We start from the raw sequence: 24,446 nt of genomic DNA, 5'->3' as shown, positions 1-24,446 counted from the left end.
CAAGAGGACATCATGAGCATCACCCGCAGCATCCGCACGCCCATCATGCACCGCGCCGTCGAAGCCAATGGATTCGTCTTCCTCGGCGGCACCATCGCCGACGACACCTCGGTCTCGATGGGCGACCAGACCCGCAACATCCTCGGCAAGATCGCCGGCTATCTGAAGGAAGCGGGAACCGACAAGAGCCGAGTGGTCAGCGCCTCGATCTTCGTCACCGATCTGTCCAAGAAGAAGGAGATGGACGCGGCCTGGACCGAGTTCTTCGGCGACGATCTGCCGACCCGCGCCACGGTCGGCGTCGCCGATCTCGGCGGCGGCGCGCTGATCGAGGTGGTGGTCACCGCCGTGAAGGGCTGATCGTGCAGACCGATAGGGACGTCAGCGCTTTCCTCGCGCTGTCGCGCCCTTCGAGCTGCGCTTGATCTTGCGCTTCTGCGGGACTACTAGGGAGCTCTCAATCAGGAACTTCGCAGCCATGGATTTTACCCCAACCGCAAAGCCCATCCGCCTTGCTCACGGGGAATTCCATGCCTGCTTCGATCATCCTGTCGAATCTGTCGCTGTCCACGCCTGACGGCCGTTCTCTTCTCTCCAACATCGATCTGACTTTCGCGGCCGAACGGACCGGTCTCGTCGGCCGCAATGGTGTCGGGAAGACGACGCTGCTCGCGTCGATTTTGGGCGAGCATGTTCCCCAGTCCGGGCGCATTCTTGTCAACGGGACCGTCGGCCTGTTGCGCCAGAACGTCCAACCGCTTGCAGATGCGACGGTGGCCGATGTGTTCGGCGCGCGGCGGGCTCTGGAGCTGCTTAGCCGCGCTGAGCGGGGCGACGCCTCGGCCGACGAGATCGCCGCGATCGACTGGACGCTCGAAGGGCGGCTTGAGAAGGCCCTGGGGCGCCTCGGCTTCGATCCCTGTCCCGATACGGAGCTCGCCCGCCTGTCCGGCGGCCAGATCACGCGCGTGCGTCTCGCCGCATTGGTGTTTGCCGAGCCCGACTTCCTGCTGCTGGATGAGCCCACCAATAATCTCGACCAGGATGGACGCGGGGCGGTGACTGATCTCCTTGCTGCCTGGCGCGGCGGCGCGATCGTCGTCAGCCACGACCGGAACTTGCTCGAAACGATGGATGCGATCGTCGAGCTGACATCGCTCGGGTCAACCCGATACGGCGGCAACTGGAGCAGTTTTCGCGCGCAGAAGGCCGTCGAGCTCGCTGCGGTCAGGCACGACCTCGCGCATGCCGAGAGATACCTGTCCGAGATTGACGGCAAGGCGCAGGAAACAGCTGAACGGAAGGCGCGCAAGGATAGCGGCGGCAGGAAGAAGCGCGCCAAGGGTGACATGCCGCGTATCCTGGCCGGCGCGCGCAAGGACCGCAGCGAGGACAGCGGGGGCAAGAATGCACAAATCGCCGAGCGGCGGCGCGCGGAAGCGGTCGAGGCCGTCGATACGGCACGCCGACGCATCGAGGTTCTTCAACCGCTGTCGGTCAAGCTGCCCGCGACCGGCCTGCCGGCGGGCAGGGAGATGGTTTGGCTCGACGGGGTCAGCGCCGGCTATCGGCCGGAGCAGCCCGTCTTGCGCGATCTCTCGCTCACGATCGTCGGTCCGGAGCGCGTTGCGGTCGTCGGACCGAATGGCTCGGGCAAGACAACGCTGCTGAAACTCATTGCAGGCGAGTTGCACCCTGTCGCGGGTACGGTCCGGGTCAGGCCCGACTTCGCGCTGTTCGACCAGAAGGTCAGCCTGCTTGATCCTGCGATCTCTATCTTTGAGAATTTCAGGCGTCTCAATCCGAAAGCGGATCCTAACGCCTGCCATGCAGCCCTGGCTCGCTTCATGTTTCGCGCCGATGCTGCCTTGCAGCTGGTCGGAGGCCTGAGCGGCGGGCAAATGTTTCGCGCTGGCCTCGCCTGCGTGCTGGGTGGGACGCCGCCGCCGTCCCTGCTGATCATGGACGAGCCGACCACTCATCTCGATATCGAGTCTATCGAAGCCGTTGAAGCTGGCCTGAGGGCCTATGACGGCGCACTGCTCGTCGTCAGTCACGACGAGGCATTCCTGCAGGCGATCGGGATCACGCGCCGGCTCGAACTTGCCGGCAAGGAGATTCGCGTCAAAGACGGGATCATCTGATCCCGCCTTACCTCCCGACACGGCGGCTGATCATGGTGAAGATCTCCAAAAGCCCGACGCCCTGCCCCCAGCGCGTCGGGCGGAAAGATTGACTATCAATCGGTGATCCCAATGCCATTGTTGTGACGCGTATCTCACCGCTTTTCCATTCCGGGAAACTACCGCGTCGGAACCGCTACGCCCTGCCGACCGGTTCCAACGCCTCGCCGATCTCCAGCGGGTGGGCCATGGTCTCGTGCAGCGCGTCGCGATCGAGCTCGCCTTCGGAGATGCTGATGACGACGCAGGCAACGCCATTGCCGATCAGGTTGGTCAATGCGCGGCACTCGCTCATGAACTTGTCGATGCCGACCAGGATCGCGATCGACTGGATCGGGATGTCGGGCACGATCGAGAGCGTCGCGGCGAGCGTGATGAAGCCGGCGCCGGTGACGCCCGAGGCGCCCTTCGAGGTGATCATGGCGATGCCGAGAATGCCGAGCTCCTGCCAGATCGTCAGATGGGTGTTGGTCGCCTGCGCCAGGAACAGCGTTGCCAGTGTCATGTAGATGTTGGTGCCGTCGAGGTTGAAACTGTAGCCGGTGGGGATGACCAGGCCGACGACCGAGCGCGAGGCACCGAGATGCTCCATCTTCTGGATCATCTGCGGCAGCACAGTCTCCGAGGACGAGGTGCCGAGCACGATAAGCAACTCGTCCTTGATGTAGGCGATGAAGCGCAGGATCGAAAAACCGGCGAGCCGGGCGATCGCACCGAGCACGATCAGCACGAACAGGATGCTGGTCAGGTAGAACGCGCCGATCAGGGCGGCGAGGTTGAGCAGCGAGCCGAGACCGTAGGCGCCGACGGTGAATGCCATCGCGCCGAAAGCGCCGATTGGCGCCACGCGCACGATGATGCGGATAATACCGAAGAACATTTTTGCGGCCTTGTCGATCGCGTCCGCTATTGGTTCACCGGCCTTGCCCAGGAAGGCGATGGCGAAGCCCGACAGGATCGAGATCAACAGCACCTGAAGCAGGTCGCCCCGCGCGATGGCGCCCAGATAGCTGTCGGGGATAATCGCCATCAGATGGGCGACGATGCCCTCTTCCTTGGCCTTGGTGACGTAGGTGGCCACCGATTTCGGATCGATCGTGGCGGGATCGATGTTGAAGCCGTGCCCGGGCTGGAGAATCTCCCCGACGAGCAGACCGACCGCGAGCGCGACGGTCGAGACCGTCTCGAAGTAGATCAGGGACTTCAGCCCGACCCGGCCGACACGCTTGAGATCGCCCATCGAGGAGATGCCGTGCACCACGGTGCAGAAGATCACCGGTGCGATCATCATCTTGATCAGCGCAATGAAACCGTCGCCGAGCGGCTTCAAGGCCTTGCCGAGATCGGGAAAGAAATAACCGATCAGCACGCCGAGCGCGATCGCGATCAGGACCTGGACGTAGAGGATCTTGTACCAGGGCTGGTGCCGGCGGAGGACGGCTGGCTGGACCGCGACTTGTGTCATATTGTAGGCCGGGAATGTATCGATCTTGCTTGATTTGCATCATGTGATGGCCGCCGCGGAAGCGACAATCACATTTTTGTCGGATCGCACGAAGATCGACTGCTGCACCGCAAGTCGGGGGAAACATGTCGACAACAGGCTCCGAAGAACGCGTGCAAGGCTATTTTCCGCGATGGAAACTCAAGACCTCGGGCGTGATCATGCCGGAGGAGCGGCTGTCTTGGGGCCAGACCGTTGTCTCCGGTCTCCAGCATTGCGTCGCAATGTCGGGATCAACGATCATCGCGCCGCTACTGATGGGGTTCGATCCCAATGTTGCGGTCCTGTTCTCCGGCATTGGCACGCTGATCTTCTTCGTCATCGTCGCAGGGCGCGTGCCGAGCTATCTCGGCTCGAGCTTTGCATTCATCGCCGTCGTCATCGCTGCCACCGGCTATGTGGGGCAGGGGCCGAACCCGAACCTGTCAGTTGCGCTCGGCGGCATTGTCGGAGCCGGCGTGCTGTACGGCGTGATTGCGCTGATCGTGATGTGGTCGGGGGTTGGCTGGGTCGAGAAGCTGCTGCCGCCGGCGGTCACCGGCGCCGTGGTCGCCGCGATCGGGCTCAACCTTGCGCCGGTGGCGGTCAAGGCGGTGAGCGCCGGCACGTTCGACACCTGGATCGGGCTTGCGACCGTTCTGATGATCGGCGTGGTCGCCGTTGCCGCGCCAAGCCTGTGGCGCCGCCTGCCGATCATTGCCGGCGCCATCGGCGGATATCTTTTGTACTTGCTGTTCGCGAACGGACTCGGTTTCGGCAAACCGATCGACTTCGCGCAACTCTCGGCCGCGCCGTGGTTCGGCCTGCCCAACTTCACCGCGCCGAGCTTCCATGCCGATGCAATCTTCCTGATCGCGCCGGTTGCGATAGTTCTCGTCGCCGAGAACCTCGGTCACATCAAGGCGGTCGGCGCCATGACGGGCCGGAGCCTCGATCGCTATCTCGGCCGCGCCCTGTTTGCCGACAGCCTCGCGACCATCGTGGCCGCCTGCGGCGGCGGCACCGGTGTCACCACCTATGCCGAGAATATCGGCGTCATGGCGGCGACGAAGGTCTATTCCACCTTGTTGTTCGCCTTCGCGGCCACGGTGTCGATCCTGCTCGGCTTCTCGCCGAAATTCGGCGCGCTCATCCTGTCGATCCCAGGTCCCGTCATCGGCGGGCTCTCGATCGTGCTGTTCGGGTTGATCGCGGCGATGGCGGGACGGATCTGGGTCGAGAACAAGGTCGACTTTGCAAATCCCGCGAACCTGATTACCGTCGCGGTGGCGCTCACGGCAGGCGCCGGCGATCTCACGCTCAAATTCGGTGCGTTCACCATCGGCGGAATCGGCACCGCGACCTTTGGCGCCATCATCCTGCATCAGATTCTGACCTCGCCACTCGCACGCGGCGCCGAGCGAATCGAAGCAATGCGCTGAGGGATGGAACAAAAAGCCAGTTCCGCCGATGATCAAGCATCCCGGAGAGAACTCATGCCACAAACCTCAACCTCCTTTCCCTCGCGCCTCGTGGGCCAATACGCGCTGGTGACCGGCGCCTCGCAAGGCATCGGCCGCGCCGTCGCCATCCGGCTCGCCCAGGAAGGCGCGACCGTCGCCATCAATTATTTCGATCATCCTGAAAGAGCCGAGGAGACGCTTGCGCTGGCGCGGACGGCATCGGGCGATCGGGGTCATGGCAGGCTCGATCACATCATCGTCAAGGCCGATGTCGGCAACGAGCAGGACATCGCCGCGATGTTCGAGACGGTCCTGGCGCGCTGGAAGCGCCTCGACTGCTTGGTCAACAATGCCGGCTTCCAGCGGGAATCGCCGAGCGATGCGCTCGACGTCGAAACCTATCGTCGCATCATTGACGTCAATCTCAATGGCGCCGTGCTTTGCGCCCAGAAGGCGCTCGCGCATTTCGTCGCCCGCGGCGGAGGTGGCAGTATCATCAATTGCTCCAGCGTCCACCAGATCATCCCAAAGCCCGGCTATCTCGCTTATTCGATCAGCAAGGGCGGCATGGCCAATCTGACGCGTACGCTGGCCCTCGAATTCGCCGGCCGCGGCATTCGCGTCAATGCGGTTGGACCCGGCGCGATCGATACGCCGATCAACGCGGCCTGGACCGGTGATCCCGAGAAGCGCGGCATCGTCACCTCCCACATTCCGCTCGGACGTGTCGGCACGCCGGAAGAGATCGCCGCGGTGTTCGCCTTCCTCGCCTCGGATGATGCGAGCTACATCACCGGACAGACCATCTATGCCTGCGGAGGCCTGACGCTGTTCCCCGAATTCCGGGAGAATTGGGCGAGCTGAACGTCAGCTTGGGAGCGTGCGCATCTGCGACGGCCCGACCGGTTGCAACGATTAGATCGTGGTCGCGAGGCAAGCCTTCTCGCTGGGCGTGCTGGCCACCAACGCCCGCGCGGCAAAGGCCGTCGGAGCCCGGTAGGGGTCTGCGGCGCCGTGTGCTATCGATCGTGGACGACGCTGCCGCTAGTGGTAAGCGCCGACACATGAAGGCTTCGTGACCACAACCATAAACATCAATGCCTACAGTGACGCGCTGGTGGTCCTCGGCACTGCCGGCGTCGTGGTGCCGATCGTCCGCCACTGGGGCATCAATCCGGTGTTGGGCTATCTTGGTGCCGGCGCCATCCTCGGCCCTCTCGGACTCGGCTCGCTCGTTCAGGACCTCCCGTTCCTGTACTGGTTCACCGTGGTGGACGCGCAGAACGTCGAAGGTATCGCCAATCTCGGCGTCGTGTTCCTGCTATTCCTGATTGGGCTCGAGCTGTCCTTCAGGCGGCTCGTGACGATGCGGCGCCTGGTGTTCGGGCTTGGCGGCCTGCAGGTGCTGGCGACGTCCGCGATCATTTTCGGCGCGACGCTTCTCGCGGGGAAGAATTCCCATACCGCCGTGATCCTCGGCGCAAGCCTTGCGCTGTCCTCGACGGCTATCGTGCTTGAGCTTCTGTCCAGCGACAGGCGGCTCGCGACCGTTGCGGGGCGCGCCAGCTTCTCGGTGCTGCTGGCCCAGGATCTTGCAGTGGTTCCCATTCTCGTGTTCGTCTCGGTGCTCGGCGCGGGCAGCGACGGCTCCGTCGTGACGCACATCTCCAGTGCGACCTTGAAGGCTGTAGTGGCGGTCGCTTTTCTCATTCTGATCGGACGGCTGCTGATGCGTCCGCTGTTCCAGATGGTTGCGGGCACTCATTCGACGGAGTTGTTCGTCGCGGCAACCTTGTTCGTCATCGTCGGCGCAGGCCTTGCCGCGCACCAAGCCGGCCTATCGATGGCGCTCGGAGCATTCGTTGCAGGGCTGATGCTGGCTGAAACGGAGTATGGCAAGGCCATTGAGGCCACCGTCGAGCCGTTCAAGGGCCTGCTGCTAGGCATCTTCTTCTTCACCGTCGGCATGGCCATCGACGTCCGCGTGTTCATGCGCGAGCCTGGTTGGTTGCTGGCCGCCGTCATCGGGGTTCTGACCGGCAAGGCGATCGTGCTCATCATCCTGGGCCGCCTCTTCAGGCTCTCGTGGCCGTCGGCGATCGAGGTCGGCTGCCTGCTGGCTCCAGTTGGCGAATTCGCTTTCGTAAGCATCGGGATGGCGGCGGCCCTCGGCCTGATTGAACCGCGCGTGTCGAGCTTTGCCATCGCCATCACCGCCGTAACGATGGCATTGACGCCGTTTTTGGGCATGCTCGGGCGACGATTGGCCGCGAAACTGGGTGGCGAGCGAACCCTCGATCCCGAACTGACGGTTCGGCCACCCGGGGACCGGGCGCAGGCCATCGTGGTCGGCTACGGCCGCGTTGGAAAAGTCGTCTGTTCGCTGCTGACCAGCCACGGCCTAAACTACATCGCGGTCGACAACGAAGCCGTCGCCGTGGCGCGCGACCGCCGCGATGGTCATAAGGTCTATTTTGGTGATGCGACAGAACCGGGCTTTCTCGAAGCCTGCGGCCTGATGCAGACGACCGGTGTGATCATCACCATTCAGTCGCGACCAGCAATCGATGCTGTCGTTGAGCGGATCCGCGCAGTGCGGCCGGACGTGTTGATCGTCTCACGTGCGCGGGACGCCGATCATGCCCGCCACCTCTATGCGATCGGCGCAACCGATGCGGTGCCGGAAACCATCGAGGCAAGCCTGCAACTTTCCGAAGCCGCACTGATCGGCCTCGGAGTCGCGGTCGGGCCTGCGATCGCCTCGGTGCACGAGAAACGGGACGAATTTCGGCTGACATTGCAGCAAGCCGCCCGCATTGCAGCAGAAGAGAAAACTCGTCTCCTCGATAGCACAGTGCGCCGGTCCCCGAGATAGCCACCTCTGCAGGCGGCCGGGCGCTGCGGACTATCATCATCTGGCAAAGCCCGCCCGCACGAACTACATCTGCGCCATGATAAATGCTCCGCTGCCAAACCTTCCGCTCCAGGATTTCATCGGCCGACACGAACGTCTGTTCGTGCTGACCGGCGCGGGCTGTAGCACCAATTCGGGCATTCCCGACTATCGCGACAGCCACGGCAATTGGAAGCGCACCCAGCCGGTGAATTTCCAGGCCTTCATGTCGGACGAGCATACGCGCCGGCGCTATTGGGCGCGCAGTCTGATCGGATGGCGGCGGTTCGGCCAGGCCAAGCCGAATGATGCGCATCATGCGCTGGCCCGGCTCGAGGCGAACGGCCGGTGCGGGATGCTGCTGACCCAGAACGTCGACCGGCTGCATCAGTCTGCCGGCCACCGGCAGGTGATCGACCTGCACGGCCGACTCGATCTGGTCCGCTGCATGGGCTGCGGCTGCAAGACGCCGCGCGATGAGTTTCAGCACGCGCTTGGTCGCGCGAATACGGCCTGGCTGAGGCTCGATGCCGCCGATGCACCTGATGGCGACGCCGATCTGGAGCACGAGGAGTTTTCGTCCTTCGAAGTGCCGGCCTGCGAAGCCTGCGGCGGCATCCTCAAGCCCGACGTCGTGTTCTTCGGCGAGAACGTCCCCCGCGATATTGTCGCCACCGCGCACGATCATCTGGCGCAGGCCGACGCCATGCTGATTGTCGGCTCCTCGCTGATGGTCTATTCCGGATTCCGCTTCGTGCAGGCTGCCGCGGAACGCAAAATTCCGATTGCAGCAGTCAATCTCGGCCGCACCCGCGCCGACGATCTCCTGACGCTGAAGGTCGAGGAGCGCTGCGAGTCGGCGCTTGCATTCCTGCTCTGATCGCGCAGGCGTCGAACACGTCTTGCCTATTGCATAGGTGCCAAGCAGAATAGTCAGGCGCGGCGTTGTCCTCGTCGTCCATGGCATGGAAATTGCTGCGCTTTCGACCTCAGTCTTGACGATCAGCGCGGAGAATTTGGAATGCTTGAGGGAGCCGAGGTGCGGCTTGCCGTCGATATCGGTGGCACATTCACCGATATCGTGCTGGACGTGGGCGAGGCGCGCAAGACGCGCAAGGTGCTGACGACGCCGCAGCGGCCCGAGCAGGCGGTGCTGGACGGCATGCGCCTCATCCTCGCTGACGCGCGCGCGCATATCAGCGACATCGACGTCTTCATTCACGGCACCACGCTCGCGACCAATGCCATCATCGAGCGGCGCGGCGCGAAAACCGCGCTGATTGCGACGGAGGGCTTTCGCGACGTGCTCGATATCGGCACCGAGAGCCGCTACGACCAATATGACCTCAGCATCGACAAGCCGAAGCCGCTGGCGCCGCGCAGTCTGCGCTTCACCGTCCCCGAGCGTATCGACGCGCACGGTGCCGTTCGGCTCCCGCTGGACGAGACTGCTGTGCGCGCACTCGCGCCGAAATTGCGCGAGCGAGGCGTCGAGAGCGTCGCGATCGCCTTCCTGCACTCCTACGCCAATCCCGAGCACGAACGCCGCGCTGCCGCGATCCTGGGCGAGGAGATGCCCGGCATCTCCGTGACCGTGTCGTCGGCCGTGTGTCCGGAAATTCGCGAGTATGAGCGCACCTCCACCGCGGTTGCGAACGCCTATGTGCAACCCCTTATCGACGGCTATCTGGCCCGCATGGCGGACGCCTTGCAGGTCGAGCAGTTCCGCGGCGCCATCTATCTCGTCACCTCCGGCGGGGGCGTCACCTCGATCGAGACGGCGCGGCGCTTTCCAGTGCGTCTCGTCGAGTCCGGTCCGGCTGGCGGAGCGATTTTCGCGGCGCAGATTGCGGCGCGTCTTGGCGAGACCAAGGTGCTGTCCTTCGACATGGGCGGCACCACCGCAAAGATCTGCCTCATCGAGAAGTATCAGCCTGAGACCTCGCGCGTGTTTGAGGTCGATCGCGCAGCGCGCTTCCTCAAAGGCTCCGGCCTGCCGGTGCGCATCCCCGTGATCGAGATGGTCGAGATCGGCGCCGGCGGCGGCTCGATTGCCCATGTCGACGCGATGAAGCGCGTCACCGTGGGTCCGGAAAGTGCGTCATCGGAGCCGGGGCCGGCCTGCTACGGCCGCGGTGGCCAGCGTCCGGCCGTGACCGATGCGGACGTTGCGCTCGGCTTGATCGATCCCGACGCCTTTGCGGCGGGTACTATCAAGCTCGACCCGGAGCTTTCCAAACAGGCGCTGCTGCGCGATGTCGGCGAGCCGCTCGGCCTGTCTGCGGAAACCGCCGCTTATGCCGTGCACGAGGTCGTCTGCGAGAACATGGCGAGCGCGGCGCGCGTGCATGCGGTCGAACGCGGCGCCGTGGTCGGCCAGCACACGCTGATCGCGTTCGGTGGCGCTGCACCGTTGCATGCGGCGCGCGTCGCCGAGAAGATCGGCGTCTCCCGGGTGATCGTGCCCTCGAATGCCGGGGTCGGATCGGCCGTCGGATTCCTCGCGGCGCCCATCGCTTACGAGCTGGTGCGCAGTCGTCATGTCCGACTCGATGATTTCGACACCGAGGCGGTCTCCGATCTCTTGCAGGAGACGGCGACCGAAGCGCGTGCGCTGGTCGAACCCGGCGCCGCCGGTGCGCCCGTGCGGGAGCGGCGCGCCGCTTTCATGCGCTATGTCGGCCAGGGCCACGAGATCTCGGTCGAGCTGCCGAACCGGCGGCTGACGACCGCAGATCTCGCCGGCCTGCGCCAGAAATTCGAGGCGGATTATGCTGCGATGTTCGAGCGGCCGATCCCGGGGGCGGCGATCGAGGTGTTGAGCTGGTCGGTGCTCGCGACCACCGAGGCGCGCAATCCAGCCGCGGTCGCGGCCGTCGCGCTCAAGCCCGCCGGAAAGGCAGCCGGCAGCCGCAAGTTCTTCGATGGCCGCGCAGGCGAGGTGATCGAGATCCCGCTCTATCGCCGCGAAGACATGGCGCCCGGCGCGACCATTGCAGGCCCTGCCGTGATCGCGGAGGACGAGACCTCCACCTTCGTCTCGACCAGTTTTGACGCCCATATCGATGGTGCCGGGAGCATCGTCATGGAACGAAAGGCGGCCTGATCATGAACAAGGCAAGCGGCGCGAGCCTGATCGACCTCCAGATCATGTGGCACCGGCTGATCGCCGTGGTCGAGGAGCAGGCGCAGGTCCTGCTCCGTACCGCCTTCAGTCCAATCGTGCGCGAATGCGGCGACCTCTCTGCCGGCGTGTTTGACCTCAAGGGCCGCATGCTGGCGCAGGCGGTGACCGGCACGCCCGGCCACGTCAATTCGATGGCAGAATCTGTCAAGCACTTCATCGCCCACTTCCCGCTTCAGACGATGAAGGAAGGCGACGCCTACATCACCAACGATCCGTGGATGGGCACCGGCCATCTCAACGACTTCGTCGTCACCACGCCGTGCTTCAAGGATGGCAAGGTCGTCGCACTCTTCTCTTGCACCAGCCATCTCATGGACATCGGTGGCATCGGTTTCGGTCCCGATGCCACCGACGTGTTCATGGAGGGGCTCTACATCCCCATGCTGAAGCTGATCGATCAGGGCGTCGTCAACGAGACGCTGATGGCGATGATCCGCACCAACACGCGGCTGCCTATAGACACCGAGGGCGACACCTATTCGCTCGCGGGCTGCAACGACGTTGGCTGCGAGCGCCTGGTCGAGATGATGACGGAGTTCGGCATCGATACGCTCGACGAGCTCGGCGACTACATCTGCGAACGCTCGCGCGAGGCCGTGCTGGCCGAGGTCGCGAAACTTCCGAAAGGAAGCTGGCGCAACACCATGGTTGTCGACGGCTATGACGCGCCGGTCACGCTTGCCGCGACCTTGACGATTTCGGACAAAGGCATTCACGTCGATTTCGACGGCACCTCGGCCGCCTCCAAGTTCGGCATCAACGTGCCCTTGTCCTATACCACGGCCTACACGGTGTTCGGCCTCGGCTGCGTCGTTGCCTCGCAGATCCCGAACAACGCCGGCTCGCTCTCGCCGCTGACGGTGTCGGCGCCGGCGGGTGCGATCCTCAATGCGCCGAAGCCGGCGCCGGTGGCCTCGCGCCACATCATCGGCCAGATGTTGCCCGACGTCGTGTTCGGCTGCCTGCGCCAGATCATCCCCGAGCGCGTGCCGGCCGAAGGCACCTCGTGCCTGTGGAATCTCAACGTCCGCGGACAGACGCGAAGCGGCGCCGGCGGCAATTACGGGTTCTCGATGGCGGTGACCTCCAATGGCGGCACCGGTGCGCGCTTCGACAAGGACGGGCTGTCGGCCACCGCCTATCCCAGCGGTGTGCGCGGCACGCCGGTCGAGATCGCAGAGACGCAGACGCCTTTGATCTTCTGGCGCAAGGAGCTGCGTCCGGATTCCGGCGGAGCAGGGCGCACCCGCGGCGGGCTCGGTCAGATCATCGAGGTCGGCAGCGGCGTCGATGCCCCGTTCGACATTCTCGCCGCGTTCGACCGTATCGATCATCCGCCGCGCGGTCGTGATGGCGGCAAGGACGGCGAGGCCGGCTATGTCGGCCTGAAGTCTGGAAAGAAGCTGCGGGGCAAGGGCTTTCAGCAGGTGCCGCCCGAGGATCGACTGGTGGTGCTGACACCGGGCGGTGCCGGGATCGGCGCGCCCATCGAACGCGATCGAGCGGCCGTCAAGGACGATGTCGAGAGCGGCCTCGTGTCTGCCGACAACGCGGTTGCAGTTTACGGGTACACGCGGTGACGCGTCAGGCGTCGCGCGCGTAGCGAACGGAGGGGTGCAATGATCACGCGACGAAGCTTCACCGCGGGCGCAGCCACGCTGCTTGCGGCCGGCCACATCTCCACTCGCGCCCGGGCGGCGGGCGTGAGCTGGGACATGTCGACGGTCTGGCCTGACGGCAATTTCCACACCCAGAACGCTTTTGCCTTCGCCGAGGAGGTGAAGAAGCAGAGCGGCGGCACGGTCAACATCACGGTGAAGGCCGGCGGCCAGCTCGGCTTCAAGGGCCCCGAGCATCTGCGCGCCGTGCGCGATGGCCTGGTGCCACTCGCCGACGTCCTCAACATCCAGCAGGTCGGCGACGAGCCCTTCATGGGCGTCGAGAGCATCCCCTTCCTGTGCGGCTCGATGGACGAGCTGAAGGTGCTGCACAAATATGTGCGGCCCGAATACGAGAAGGTCGTCGCCCGCAACAACCAGAAGATCCTCTACATCGTGCCGTGGCCGACGCAATATCTGCATCTCAAGGTCAAGGTCGCCAACGTCGAGGGCCTGAAGAACATCAAGATCCGCGTCCCCGACAAGAACGCCGTCGACATGCTGAACGCGATCGGCATGGCCGCGGTCATGATTCCCTGGGGCGAGACCATCCCTGCGCTCGCTTCCGGCGCGGTGGCCGGCGTCTCGACGTCGTCGGTGTCGGGTGTCGACGGAAAATTCTGGGAGTTCCTGAAATACGTCTACCCAACCAACCACGTCTGGTCGTCGCAGATGCTCACCGTCAATCTCGATTCCTGGAAGGCGCTCAGCGCCGATCAGCAGCAGCTCATCGCCGGCATCGCCGGCAAGATGGAGCCGGGCTTCTGGGCCAACTCGCTCAAGGCCGATGTAGACAGCCTCAATCGTCTGAAGGAGGGCGGCATGGAGGTGGTGCCGGTCTCGGACGCGATGATGACCGACATTCGGGCCAAGACCGCGCCGCAGCTCGACGCGTTCCTCAAACGCGTGCCGGCAGCCGACAAGCCGGTGCGGGCTTATCTCGCCGAAATGAAGCGTGGCTGATGGTGAAGGCGTCGTGAGCGTCTCGCCCGAAGCTCCGCAGAGCCTCAATGCAGCGGCGCCGGCGCCGCTGCGCATCCTGCTCGACGGCATCGACCGCCTCGGCCGGCTCGACGGCTGGATCGGCGGCGGCTGTCTGTTGATGCTGGCACTGCTGATGCTGTGCGAGGTCGCAACGCGCTTCCTCTCGAACTTCTTTTCATTCTTCCCGCCGTCGATCTCGATCGCCTGGGAATACTCGTCCTATCTGATGGCGGCGTCCTTCACTTTTGGCGCCGCGATGACGCTGCGTGTCGGCGGTCATATCCGAGTCGTCCTGCTGCTCAAGAACGCGCCGGCCTCGGTGCAGCGCGTACTCGAGGTCCTGTCGGCGGCTGCCGGCTTCGCTTTCATGGCGTTCCTGACCTCAGCCATGGCGAAGTTTGCCTTCGGCGCCTATGTGCGCGGCCAGGTCTCGACCTCGAGCGATACGCCGCTATGGTTTCCACAAGCCGTCGTTACGTTCGGCATGCTGCTCTTGACGCTTCAGTTCCTGGCGCGCGCGATCCAGGCCGTGCTCGGCCTGCCGCTGGAGGATCACCGCATGAAGGCCTCGCCCGTCGAATGATCGCCCACGCGCCAGCCTCCGGACAGCGGATCCCATGACCATCGAAGTCGTTGCCCTTTTCGTGATCCTGTTCGCGTTGCTGGCCTGCGGCGTTTGGATCGGCCTGACGTTGGCGCTCACCGCGACGCTGCTGCTCGCGATGTTCCGCTCGATCCCGCTCGACAAGCTGCTGCCGCAATATGCCTGGAACATCCTGACCACGCAGGAGCTGCTGGCGCTGCCGCTGTTCATCCTGATGGGCGAGCTGTTGTTTCGTACCCGCTTGTCGCGTTCGCTGTTTCAGGGACTCGCGCCGTGGGCTGGGCTTTTGCCCGGTCGCCTGCTGCATGTGAACGTGATCGGCTGTACCATCTTCGCCGCGATCTCAGGCTCGTCGGCCGCGACTACGCAGGTGATCGGCCGCATGTCGCTCAACGAGCTGCTGCGCCGCGGCTATTCGCGCGACATCGCGATCGGCTCGCTCGCCGGCGCCGGCACGCTCGGCTTCCTGATCCCGCCGTCCAACATCATGATCATCTACGGCGTGCTCGGCGACGTCTCGATTTTGAAACTGTTCACCGCCGGCGTGCTGCCCGGCTTCTTGCTCGCCGCCGCCTTCATGGCCTGGGTGATGCTGCACACGAGCCTCAACCGCAGCATGGTGCCGGAGACGGAAGCAAAGCTTTCGCAGTTGCCCTGGAGCGAGCGCTTTGCGGCGCTGAAGGATCTTGCGCCGGCCCTGTTCCTCATCGTCTGTGTGCTCGGCTCCATGTATGGCGGTCTCGCGACCCCGTCGGAAGCTGCGGCTGTCGGCGTCCTCGGCGCCGCGCTTGTCGCATGGGCGCAAGGAGCGATGTCGCAGCAGGTGATGCGGGACGTGCTGATCGGCTCGGTGGTCACCTGCTCGATGATCGCGCTGATCGTGCTCGGCGCCTCGATCCTCGGCAACGCGGCTGCCTTCCTCGGAATCCCACAGGCGATTGCCGCCTTCGTGAAGGGCTTGGGCCTGTCGCCCTTCATGCTGATCGTGGTGCTGGTCGTCTTCTATCTCGTCCTCGGCTGCTTCCTCGACGGCTTCTCGATGATCGTGATGACGCTGCCGATCGTGCTGCCGATCGTGAAGGCGGCGGGCTTCGACGAGATCTGGTTCGGCGTCTTCCTGGTGCTGGCCGTCGAGATGGCGCAGATCACCCCGCCGGTCGGCTTCAACCTGTTCGTGATCCAGGGCCTGACCGAAGATGGTCTCGGCTACATCGCCCGCGTGACGATGCCCTATCTGATGATCATGATCGGCTTCGTGCTGCTGCTGACGCTGTGGCCCGGCATTGTCACGCTGCTGCCGCGGGTGCTCTACGGATAGATTCGCGCCGTCCCGGCAGCTGTCGGGACGGCATTTCGATGCCTCAGGCTTACGCCGCGGCCTTCTTCCGCGCGAGCTCGGCCTTGTACAGCTCGAACTCCTCCGCGATCGCGCGTGCGATCGAGGGCCGCTGGCGCAGGCCCTCGTAATAGGCCTTCAGGTTCGGCCATTTCGCGAGCTCGATCGGCGGCGTCGCCATGGTCCAGTTGATGACCGTGACGAGATAGGCGTCGGCGACACTGAAATGGTCGAGCAGGAATTCACGTCCCTTGAGATGATTGTCGAGATAGTCGAGCCGCGACAGGTTCTTCTCCAGCGCATAGGCCTTGGCCTCCTGCGGCGCCTTGCGGTCGAGCAACGGGACGAACAGGGCTTTGTGCAGCTCGGTGCCGACAAAGCAGAGCCATTGATGCAGCCGCGTGCGCTCGATACCGGCGGCGGCGCCGAGGCCGGATTGCGGAAAACGATCGGCGACATATTGCAGGATCGCGGCGTTCTCGGTCAGCACCACGCCCTCGTCCGTGCGCAGAGTCGGCACGAGGCCAATCGGGTTCACGGTGCGGAAGTCGGAGCCGTCGCTCAGCACTGTCTTGGTCGGCGGATCGACTTCGAGATAGTTCGCTTCAGCGCCAGCTTCGTACAGCGCGACGCGGGTCGCCATCGAGCAGGCGAGCGGCGAGAAATAGAGATCCATCTGTAGCCTCCTGGGGCAATTCGTTCTGGGGTGTCGCTCAACCTGGCCAGATTGATTTTTATACTGTCTTGCATAATATAAGGCCGGTCAAGGATTATCTTGCGAAATGGTACAAAAATCGAAGCCGCCAGTTTCTGCCAGTGGACCCAGGCGCCGCGGCCGGCCGCGTGCCTATGAGCCCGGCGTCGCGCTTGGCAGGGCGCTCGACCTGTTCCGCAAGCAGGGCTTTGCCGCAACCTCGCTGGACGATCTCAGCGAAGCCACCGGCATGAACCGGCCGAGCCTCTATGGGGCGTTCGGCGACAAGCGCGAGCTCTACATCAAGAGCTACCAGCGCTACCGGGAGGAAGCGCGCGCGTCGATGGCGGAGATCTTTCGTCAGGAAATGCCGGTGCGTCAGCGCCTCGAGCGCATCTTCGCCTCCGCGCTAAACATCTATCTTTCGGGCGACACTGGTCCGCGAGGCTGCTTCACGGTGGTGACTGCGGCATCCGAGGCAGTGAGTGATCCCGAGATCCGCGCCATGGTGCTCGACGGTCTCACTGAACTCGACAAGGCCTTTGCCAGTTGCTTCCGCCGCGCCAAGGAGAAGGGCGAACTGCCTGATAGCGCCGAGCCGGCGGTGCTGGCGCAGGTCGCATCCGCGACCGTGCACACGATCGCCATCCGCTCCCGCGCCCACGTTCCGCGCAAGGAGCTGGAGGCGATCGTAAGCGGCGCGATCGACGTGATGGTGGGGACTGGGGCCAAAAACTGAGCCGTCCGGTGCAGGCCGGGACCATATCGAGGGTGAGGCGCGGTCGTGCGTCTTGCCAAACCGGACGGAGCGCTAATACCCTCTCGCCCGATGCACCACGTTCTCCAGCACGCCGCCCGCTTCGAACCGCGCGATCTGCTCGGCGACGTAGGCCGAGATCGCATCCGCGTCAGTGTCGGCCGCATTGTGCGGCGTCAGCAGCACCTTGGGATGGGCCCAGAACCGGCTATCCGCTGGCTGCGGCTCCTGGACGAAAACGTCGAGCGAGGCGGCGCCCAGCGTGCCGTCATCGAGGCAGGCCAGGATGTCGGCTTCGTTCTGCAAGCCGCCGCGGCCGGCGTTGATCAGCACCGGCGCGCCGAGCGGGCTGCTGCGGTTGAGCTTTGTGAAGACGTCGCCGTTGAGGATGCCGTGCGTGTCAGGCGTCAGCGGCAGCAGGCAGACCAGGATGTCGGTCGCGCGCAGGAACGCGTCGATTCCGGCTGCGCCGTGGAAGCATTCCACGCCCTCGATCGCGCGCGGGCTGCGGCTCCAGCCGGTGACGCGGAAGCCGAGCCGGCGCACCACGTCGGCCGCATCACTGCCCAGCGTGCCGAGCCCCATGATGCCCACTGTGACCGCGCTTGCAGGCCATTGATAAATCGGCTCCCAGCGCTTCTCGCGCTGGCACTGGCGCAAATAGAGTTCCTGGCGATGGTGCATCAGCACATGTAGCACGACATATTCAGTCATGCGGTTGGTCAGGTCGGGCACTGCGACGCGCACCAGCGGCACATCGGGCAGGCTCCTGTCGGCCATCAGCGCGTCCACGCCGGCGCCCAGATTGAAGATCGCACGCAGATTGGGGAAGGCACCGAGATCGCCCGGCACCGGTTTCCACACGGCGGCATAGTGCACCTCGGCCGGATCGAGCCCCGCATCAGGCAGCAGCACCACGGGACGGCCGCCGCAGACCGTCTCGAACCGGGTCTTCCAGCGCTCCGGCAGCCAGTTCTGCTGCGTGCTGTTGATCAGGACGGCCAGTGTGCCCAGGGTCATTCGAAGTGCCTCGTCGAGTTCCGCTTGAGAAGGCCCTCCTTGGCACGATCTGCCGGATTTTTCTTGCAAATTTTTTCCGCAGCCCTGTCGGGGCGAGGCATATTGGCGCGTCTTTAGAACAGACGAGGGAAGTGTCGCCTATGCTTTATGCCATTCTTTGCTACCACGATGAGGACTTCGTCGGCTCCTGGAGCAAGGACCAGGACGAGGCCGTGATGAAGAAGCTCGCCGTGGTGCAGGAGAAGCTCACCAAGCAGGGCCGGCTCGGGCCGGTGGCGCGGCTGTTGCCGACCACCGCGGCGGCGACGCTGCGCAAGGAAGACCCGCCGCTGGTGCTCGACGGCCCCTATGCGGAAACCAAGGAGCAACTCCTCGGCTTCTACATCGTCGACTGCAAGAACCTCGACGACGCGCTCGATGTCGCCCGCGACCTCGGCGCTGCCAATCCCGGCGGCGCCTATGAGGTGCGCCCCGTCGGCGTGTTCAGGCCCGGAGGGATCTGACGTGAGCGAGGCCGACACCGGCTGGATCGAGACTGCGCTGACCTCGGCGCGCCCTCAGGCGGTCGGCGCCCTGCTGCGCTATTTCCGCGATCTCGACACCGCCGAAGAGGCCTTTCAGAACGCCTGCTTGCGCGCGCTGAAAACCTGGCCGCAGAATGGGCCGCCGCGCGATCCCGCAGCCTGGCTGATCATGGTCGGCCGCAACGTCGCGATCGACGAGGTCCGCCGCGCCCGCAAGCAGCAACCGCTGCCAGAGGACGACCAAGCGATCTCCGATCTCGACGACGCCGAGGGCGCGCTCGCGGAGCGGCTCGACGGCTCGCACTACCGCGACGATATTTTGCGCCTGATGTTCATCTGCTGCCATCCGCAGTTGCCGGCGACGCAGCAGATCGCGCTGGCGCTGCGCATCGTCTCCGGTCTCACCGTGAAGCAGATCGCGCGCGCCTTCCTGGTTTCGGAAGCCGCAATGGAGCAGCGCATCACCCGCGCCAAGGCAAAGGTCGCCGACGCCGGCGTACCCTTCGAAGCGCCCGGCGCGGTCGAGCGTTCCGAGCGGCTCGCCGGCGTCGCGGCAATGATCTACCTGATCTTCAACGAGGGCTATTCGGCGAGCGGCGAAACCGCGGAGCTCCGCAAGCCGCTGTGTGAAGAGGCGATCCGGCTGGCGCGGCTGCTGCTGCGGCTGTTCCAGAGCGAGCCGGAGATCATGGGCCTGACGGCGCTGATCCTGTTGCAACATGCGCGCAGCGCCGCCCGCTTTGCCCCGGACGGGTCGCTGATCCTGCTGGAGGACCAGGACCGTTCGCTGTGGAACGGCACCATGATCGCGGAGGGCCTTGCCCTGATCGACAAGGCGATGCGCCACCGCCACAGCGGGCCCTATCAGATCCAGGCCGCGATCGCCGCGCTGCATGCGCGGGCACCGACGCCAGAGGAGACCGACTGGACGCAGATCGACCTGCTCTACGGCGCGCTCGAAGTGCTGCAGCCCTCGCCGGTGGTGACGCTCAACCGGTCCGTCGCGGTCTCCAAGGTGCGCGGACCGCAGGCCGCGCTGGACCTGATCGAGCCGCTGGCGCCGAAGCTTGCCAACTACTTCCATTTCTACGGCGTGCGCGGTGCCTTCCTGATGCAGCTCGGCCGCAACGACGAGGCCCGCATCGCCTTCGACCGCGCCATCGCACTCGCCAACACCTCCGCGGAAGCCGCCCACATCCGCATGCATCTCGATCGCCTGATCCGGGACAGCCAGCCGAAGCCGAAGGAAAGCGCCAAGGCGAAATAGGGCGCAAACCGTCGCGGTCGTCATGCCCGGCTTGTCCCGGGCATCCCTGTCTTGCCATCGGCGTCGAAGAACGTGGATGGCCCGGCCATGACGTGGGGCGGGCAGCGTGCCAAAAATTTCGTTTCGATCTTGTCGGCCGGGGCCTCGCTCGTTCGTCCTATACCTGTACCCCGGGAGCCATTCCATGCTGAAAGCCATTGCCGTCATCGCAATCGTCCTCGCGGCCGGAATTGCGGCCGTGCTCGTCTTTGCCCTGACGAAACCCGACACATTCCGTGTCGAGCGCACTCTCACCGTGAAAGCGCCGGCCGACGCGATCTATCCGCAGGTGGCCGATTTCCACCGCTGGACCGCCTGGTCGCCCTACGAGAGCCGCGATCCCGCCATGAGGCGGACCTTCGGCGGAGCCGCGGAAGGCAAGGGCGCGACCTATGCCTGGGACGGGAACAACAATGTCGGCGCCGGCCACATGGAGATCCTCGAGGCGAACGCGCCTTTGAGGCTCCGCATCAAGCTTGATTTCGAGCGCCCGTTCGAAGGCCACAACAGCGCCGAGTTCACCTTTGTGCCGCAAGGTGATGCCACACTGATCACATGGGCGATGTATGGTCCGGCCCCGTTCCTGTCCAAGCTGATGCAGGTGTTCATCAACATGGACAGCATGATCGGCAAGGATTTCGAGGTCGGCCTCGTCAGCCTGAAGAAGCTCACGGAGAAACAATAAGTCTCACTGGAAGCGAAGAGGAGAGAAACGATGCTCAATCCCTATCTGTTCTATCAGGACACCTGCGAAGCTGCGTTCAACTATTACGTCAAGGTTCTCGGCGGCAAGATCGATGCGATGATGCGCGCCTCGGACGCGCCGCCGGAGGTGCCCGCCTCGCCCGGGCGCGAGAAGATGATCATGCATGCGCGGATGTCGCTGCCCGACGGCAGCATATTAATGGCCTCCGACGCGCCGCCCGAGCATTTTCAAAAGCCACAGGGCTTCTCGATCTCGCTCACGGTCAAGGACCCCGGGGATGGCGAGCGCAAGTTCAACGCGCTCGCCGACGGCGGCAGCGTCACCATGCCATACAGCAAGACGTTCTGGGCCAAGGGTTTTGGCATGTGCGTCGACAAGTTCGGCATTCCCTGGATGGTGAACTGCCCGGCGGAAGGAATGTGACAGGCGCGATCGCCCACATGATCGATTGAATGTGATCCCCTCTCTCCAAAGCCGCGGGAGAGGGGACACATACACATAATGGATCGTACGGAGCGCGGAGCCGCTCCGTCACGCGCGGATCGGCCGTTCCCTCTCATCGGATTGATCCGGTCACGTCCGCGCCCGCCGGCGACGCTTGCACGCAGCGAGGGCAGATCACGAGCTTCGTGCCGAGCTGCCTGTCATTCTCCGCTTCGATCTCGTCATGGACCGCCCACCACGCCTCGGAGTATGGCCGCAGGGTGCCGAGCACGCGTTCCCGCTCCCGATTGGGATCATTTGCCGCGGGGACGGGATTCGTTGCGTGCCGTTTCGCGATGTGAGGGCGGTTCGGGCGTCTGTTGGGGTCTTGGCCGAGGCCATCCCACGCGATCGGGCGACGCTCCTGCGCCGGTGCGACTGCGCATCCAAGCAGCGTTGTGCAGGAAGTGAGCAAGATGAAGCCATGTCGTATCATGCCGGACCCGAAGTTCGGTGCGCGATGCGCAAGATCCGCGCGGGAAAACTTGCATCGCGTCGGTCAAATGGAACTTAAGGCAAACCAGTTGGCCGGCATGGCCGAGGAATGAATTGACGATTCGCATCACTTTGCGCGAGCAGTGAGGCCGCTTCGTGAAACGATGCGGACTGCATCGCACAACAATTGACGCAATATTGGGCTGTGATCTGCACGCCAGAATCGCTATTTGTGAGTCATAAAATCTACAAACTGGGATGGACGTCACTTGGAAGGGGAGCGACCGATGGCGGCGGCGCTACAGATCAATTTTGCTCTTTGGGGGATGCTCATCTGCGTCAGCATGAAGCTGGTGCCGGTGATTCAGACTCTCTTTTGAAGCCGGCCAGCGCGTGATGGCGAACGACCCCGGTGCGCACATAGCGTGCGAGCACAGGGAACCGGCCGTATGGCCTCGGACCAGCCGAGCCAAGGGCCGTTAGAGCGGCGGCTGCCAAATTCGTCAGCGGCAGCGCGGATAGATCGCGGCGAGATCACGCCCCTTGAGCAAGAGCAACCGCGAAGTGAGGCCGCCACGGCGGCTGATCCAGTCGCGCACCGGGCCGGGATAGGCGGCAAGCACCGCGACCGATGCCTCCGGCTCGGCATAGATGTGCCCCCGCCGGTCGACCGAACGCGCGGCATGGAAGCCGAGCACCGCGCGCTTGGTGACACAGATGCGCTCGCCTGGCACGATGCTCAGCACCAGGGTGCAGGCGGACAGGCAAGGACCGTCGATCACCACGCGCTCGCCGCTCTCGCGCACCTGCTCGAACAGGTCGAGGAACGGCCCGACCTGTCCGCCCGGCGATTGGATGATGCGGATCTCCGCGGCCGCGGGCGCAGAGGCGAGCAGAGCTGTCGCGAGCAGCCAGGTTTTGAAAGTGACGCGTCGCATGGCACTCTCCGAACTCTCGACATCATAGGGTGGCAAAGCCACCGGGTCGCGCGAATGCGCGCCCGATGACAGGCTCCGCGTGCCAGCATTGGCACCGCTAGTCCGGAACGAGGGTGGGCACGGCGCGTACGCCTTTGCCCACCTTACATATCCTGTGCCTACCCGTTGCGCCGCTGGCCGCGCAGTGTCGGCAGGCCGATACCCGCCGCATCGAAGCCGCCATCAACGGCTAAAATTTGGCCGGTGATGTAGCTCGCATTTGCCGAGCACAGGAAGTAGATCGCGTCCGCGAGCTCCTGTTCCAGGCCGTAACGATTGAGCGGAATGGCGTCGTGATAGTCGGCGCGGATCTCCTTGGTGTGCACCTGCTTCGCCATTGCGGTGTCGACAGGCCCCGGAGCGACCGCGTTGACGCGGATATTGAAGGAGGCGAGCTCGACCGCGAGCTGCTTGGTGAGGTGCGCCAGCCCCGCCTTGCTGGTGCCGTAGGCCGAGCGCAGCGTTGAGGCGCGCACCGCCGAGATCGAGGTGATGTTGACGATGGCGCCGCCAATGCCGTCGCGCATCAAGGGCACCGCCGCCTTCGTGCAGAGGAACGGGCCGGTGAGGTTGACTTCGAGCACGCGGCGCCAGTCAGCCTCCGACGTCTCCATCAGCGGCGCGAACACCGCGATGCCGGCATTGTTGACGAGCGCATCCAGCCGGCCGAATTGCCGTTCGAGCGCGGCCATTGCAGTGCCGACCGCAGCTTTGTCTGAGACATCGCAGGTCAGCGCCAGCGTCGCCTCGCTCTGGCCGATCTCGGCGACCGCGCGGCCGAGCAGTTCGCTCTCGACGTCGAGCAGCGCCACGCGCCAGCCCTCGGCGAGGAACTTCTTCGCGGTCGCAAGCCCGATGCCGCGCGCGGCTCCGGTGACGAGGGCGACTTTTTGTGGGGCTTGCGGCATTGGCCGATCTGTCTTTCTGTCGGAAACGTAAGCCGCACGGCGGCCCATGCCTTTTACTTTGCTTTCGTTCCGACAAGAAGGGCAACCGACAGTCAATCCCCGTCACCTCGCGGTTGCCGGGGGGGGGACGGGGGATCACTTGGTGCCGCCGATGCCGCGCCTGGCCTCGGTTCACCGGCATCAGGTCTTGTCAAGTTTCCCCGCGTGGCGGATCGAGGCTTCGCAAGGTCGAGTTCTTCACGTCGGAAACTGGGGCTCGGCCGCATCGACAGCCGTTTTCGCCGAAGCCGCGGCGACTGGCTTCCAGAGCGACCAAATTATCTCCAGCTCGGTGTCGGCTCGAGGAGATCGCATTCGTCTTACTTGGGAGCAGGGGCCGGACCGGCCCCCTTCCATGCATATCACGGAGCACGTCGATGCGTTTCATGGTGATCGTCAAGGCAAACCAGGATACCGAGGCCGGCAAGATGCCGAGCACGGAGATGCTGGCGGCCATGGGCAGGTTCAACGAGGAGATGGCCAAGGCCGGCGTGATCGAGGCCGGCGAGGGCCTGCATCCGACGGTGAAGGGCGCCCGGGTCAGATATTCAGCGCGGTCGGAGGCGAGCGTCACCCGCGGTCCGTTCGATCTCTCCCCCGATCTGATCGCCGGCTTCTGGCTGATCAAGACTGCATCGCTCGACGAGGCTATCGCCTGGATGAAGCGTGCGCCGTTCGACTCCGGCTCCGAGATCGAGATCCGCCAAGTGTTTTCGGCCGACGATTTTGGCGAAGCCTTCACCCCCGAACTGCGCGAGCAGGAAGAGCGCACGCGCGCCCATGCGGCGAAAAAATAGCTCTCCGCC

23 protein-coding genes are annotated in these 24,446 nt (G+C 64.5%); 17 read left to right on the top strand and 6 right to left on the bottom strand.

Annotated elements, in window-relative coordinates:
* Positions 1–12: 12 nt before the first annotated feature.
* Positions 13–360 carry a RidA family protein gene (locus IVB01_RS22865; RefSeq protein WP_247280229.1) on the top strand — a complete coding sequence of 116 codons (348 nt, stop codon included), beginning with the start codon at positions 13–15 and terminating at the stop codon, positions 358–360.
* A 170-nt stretch (positions 361–530) separates the two neighbouring features.
* Positions 531–2,144, top strand: a complete 1,614-nt coding sequence (locus IVB01_RS22860) for an ABC-F family ATP-binding cassette domain-containing protein (RefSeq protein ID WP_247280228.1) — start codon at positions 531–533, stop codon at positions 2,142–2,144.
* Between the two features lie 175 nt (positions 2,145–2,319).
* On the opposite strand, the gene IVB01_RS22855 is transcribed toward IVB01_RS22860, so the two are convergent.
* Positions 2,320–3,648, bottom strand: coding sequence for a dicarboxylate/amino acid:cation symporter (locus IVB01_RS22855; RefSeq protein ID WP_247280227.1), 1,329 nt, complete (start codon positions 3,646–3,648; stop codon positions 2,320–2,322).
* A gap of 125 nt (positions 3,649–3,773) precedes the next feature.
* On the opposite strand from IVB01_RS22855, the gene IVB01_RS22850 reads away from it, so the two are divergent.
* From IVB01_RS22850 to IVB01_RS22810, 9 genes are all read left to right on the top strand, one after another.
* Positions 3,774–5,108: a solute carrier family 23 protein gene (locus IVB01_RS22850; RefSeq protein ID WP_247280226.1), complete on the top strand. Its 1,335-nt coding sequence runs from the start codon at positions 3,774–3,776 to the stop codon at positions 5,106–5,108.
* A gap of 54 nt (positions 5,109–5,162) precedes the next feature.
* Positions 5,163–5,993 carry an SDR family oxidoreductase gene (locus IVB01_RS22845; protein ID WP_247280225.1) on the top strand — a complete coding sequence of 277 codons (831 nt, stop codon included), beginning with the start codon at positions 5,163–5,165 and terminating at the stop codon, positions 5,991–5,993.
* Positions 5,994–6,204: 211 nt separating this feature from the next.
* A complete protein-coding gene (locus IVB01_RS22840; protein WP_247280224.1) occupies positions 6,205–8,004 on the top strand; it encodes a cation:proton antiporter in 1,800 nt (599 codons plus the stop codon).
* 76 nt (positions 8,005–8,080) lie between these two features.
* Positions 8,081–8,902, top strand: a complete 822-nt coding sequence (locus tag IVB01_RS22835) for an NAD-dependent protein deacetylase (protein WP_247280223.1) — start codon at positions 8,081–8,083, stop codon at positions 8,900–8,902.
* A 141-nt stretch (positions 8,903–9,043) separates the two neighbouring features.
* Positions 9,044–11,128 carry a hydantoinase/oxoprolinase family protein gene (locus IVB01_RS22830; RefSeq protein WP_247280222.1) on the top strand — a complete coding sequence of 695 codons (2,085 nt, stop codon included), beginning with the start codon at positions 9,044–9,046 and terminating at the stop codon, positions 11,126–11,128.
* A 2-nt stretch (positions 11,129–11,130) separates the two neighbouring features.
* The gene (locus tag IVB01_RS22825) at positions 11,131–12,789 is read left to right on the top strand and encodes a hydantoinase B/oxoprolinase family protein (RefSeq protein WP_247280221.1); all 1,659 of its coding nucleotides are present in this window, start codon (positions 11,131–11,133) and stop codon (positions 12,787–12,789) included.
* A gap of 39 nt (positions 12,790–12,828) precedes the next feature.
* Positions 12,829–13,830, top strand: a complete 1,002-nt coding sequence (locus IVB01_RS22820) for a TRAP transporter substrate-binding protein (RefSeq protein WP_247280220.1) — start codon at positions 12,829–12,831, stop codon at positions 13,828–13,830.
* On the top strand, positions 13,823–14,434 hold the full coding sequence (locus tag IVB01_RS22815) for a TRAP transporter small permease (RefSeq protein WP_247280219.1): 612 nt from the start codon (positions 13,823–13,825) through the stop codon (positions 14,432–14,434). Before IVB01_RS22820 ends, IVB01_RS22815 begins: the two co-directional genes overlap by 8 nt.
* Positions 14,435–14,468: 34 nt before the next feature.
* A complete protein-coding gene (locus tag IVB01_RS22810) occupies positions 14,469–15,773 on the top strand; it encodes a TRAP transporter large permease subunit (protein WP_247280218.1) in 1,305 nt (434 codons plus the stop codon).
* 49 nt (positions 15,774–15,822) lie between these two features.
* On the opposite strand, the gene IVB01_RS22805 is transcribed toward IVB01_RS22810, so the two are convergent.
* A complete protein-coding gene (locus IVB01_RS22805) occupies positions 15,823–16,467 on the bottom strand; it encodes a glutathione binding-like protein (protein WP_247280217.1) in 645 nt (214 codons plus the stop codon).
* A 106-nt stretch (positions 16,468–16,573) separates the two neighbouring features.
* Between IVB01_RS22805 and IVB01_RS22800 the strand changes: the two genes are divergently transcribed.
* Entirely contained in the window at positions 16,574–17,224 is a 651-nt protein-coding gene (locus IVB01_RS22800; protein ID WP_247280216.1) for a TetR/AcrR family transcriptional regulator, read from the top strand.
* Positions 17,225–17,296: 72 nt separating this feature from the next.
* Here the strand turns inward: IVB01_RS22800 and IVB01_RS22795 are convergent, their stop codons facing one another.
* On the bottom strand, positions 17,297–18,262 hold the full coding sequence (locus IVB01_RS22795; protein WP_247280215.1) for a glyoxylate/hydroxypyruvate reductase A: 966 nt from the start codon (positions 18,260–18,262) through the stop codon (positions 17,297–17,299).
* Positions 18,263–18,402: 140 nt separating this feature from the next.
* Between IVB01_RS22795 and IVB01_RS22790 the strand changes: the two genes are divergently transcribed.
* The 4 genes from IVB01_RS22790 (at position 18,403) to IVB01_RS22775 (ending at position 21,221) form a co-directional block, all read left to right on the top strand.
* Positions 18,403–18,765, top strand: coding sequence for a YciI family protein (locus IVB01_RS22790; RefSeq protein WP_247280214.1), 363 nt, complete (start codon positions 18,403–18,405; stop codon positions 18,763–18,765).
* Position 18,766: 1 nt separating this feature from the next.
* Complete coding sequence (locus IVB01_RS22785; RefSeq protein ID WP_247416214.1) at positions 18,767–20,053, top strand: RNA polymerase sigma factor; 1,287 nt, start codon at positions 18,767–18,769, stop codon at positions 20,051–20,053.
* 184 nt (positions 20,054–20,237) lie between these two features.
* Complete coding sequence (locus IVB01_RS22780) at positions 20,238–20,777, top strand: SRPBCC family protein (RefSeq protein WP_247280212.1); 540 nt, start codon at positions 20,238–20,240, stop codon at positions 20,775–20,777.
* 30 nt (positions 20,778–20,807) lie between these two features.
* Entirely contained in the window at positions 20,808–21,221 is a 414-nt protein-coding gene (locus IVB01_RS22775; protein ID WP_247280211.1) for a VOC family protein, read from the top strand.
* 133 nt (positions 21,222–21,354) lie between these two features.
* Here IVB01_RS22775 and IVB01_RS22770 read toward each other — a convergent pair whose 3' ends face one another.
* The 3 genes from IVB01_RS22770 to IVB01_RS22760 all read right to left on the bottom strand — a co-directional run bounded on the left by IVB01_RS22770 (position 21,355) and on the right by IVB01_RS22760 (position 23,601).
* Positions 21,355–21,717, bottom strand: coding sequence for a hypothetical protein (locus IVB01_RS22770; protein ID WP_247280210.1), 363 nt, complete (start codon positions 21,715–21,717; stop codon positions 21,355–21,357).
* A 502-nt stretch (positions 21,718–22,219) separates the two neighbouring features.
* A complete protein-coding gene (locus IVB01_RS22765) occupies positions 22,220–22,654 on the bottom strand; it encodes a hypothetical protein (RefSeq protein ID WP_247280209.1) in 435 nt (144 codons plus the stop codon).
* 158 nt (positions 22,655–22,812) lie between these two features.
* Positions 22,813–23,601, bottom strand: a complete 789-nt coding sequence (locus tag IVB01_RS22760) for an SDR family oxidoreductase (RefSeq protein ID WP_247280208.1) — start codon at positions 23,599–23,601, stop codon at positions 22,813–22,815.
* 416 nt (positions 23,602–24,017) lie between these two features.
* Here IVB01_RS22760 and IVB01_RS22755 point away from each other — a divergent pair, with 416 nt between their 5' ends.
* Positions 24,018–24,437 carry a YciI family protein gene (locus tag IVB01_RS22755; RefSeq protein WP_247280207.1) on the top strand — a complete coding sequence of 140 codons (420 nt, stop codon included), beginning with the start codon at positions 24,018–24,020 and terminating at the stop codon, positions 24,435–24,437.
* The last annotated feature ends 9 nt before the right edge of the window (positions 24,438–24,446 follow it).

This window comes from Bradyrhizobium sp. 164 (assembly GCF_023073715.1).
Classification (GTDB): Bacteria; Pseudomonadota; Alphaproteobacteria; order Rhizobiales; family Xanthobacteraceae; genus Bradyrhizobium.
The sequence above is the reverse complement of the archived record's forward strand: the minus strand, read 5'-3'. Positions and strand labels throughout refer to the sequence as shown.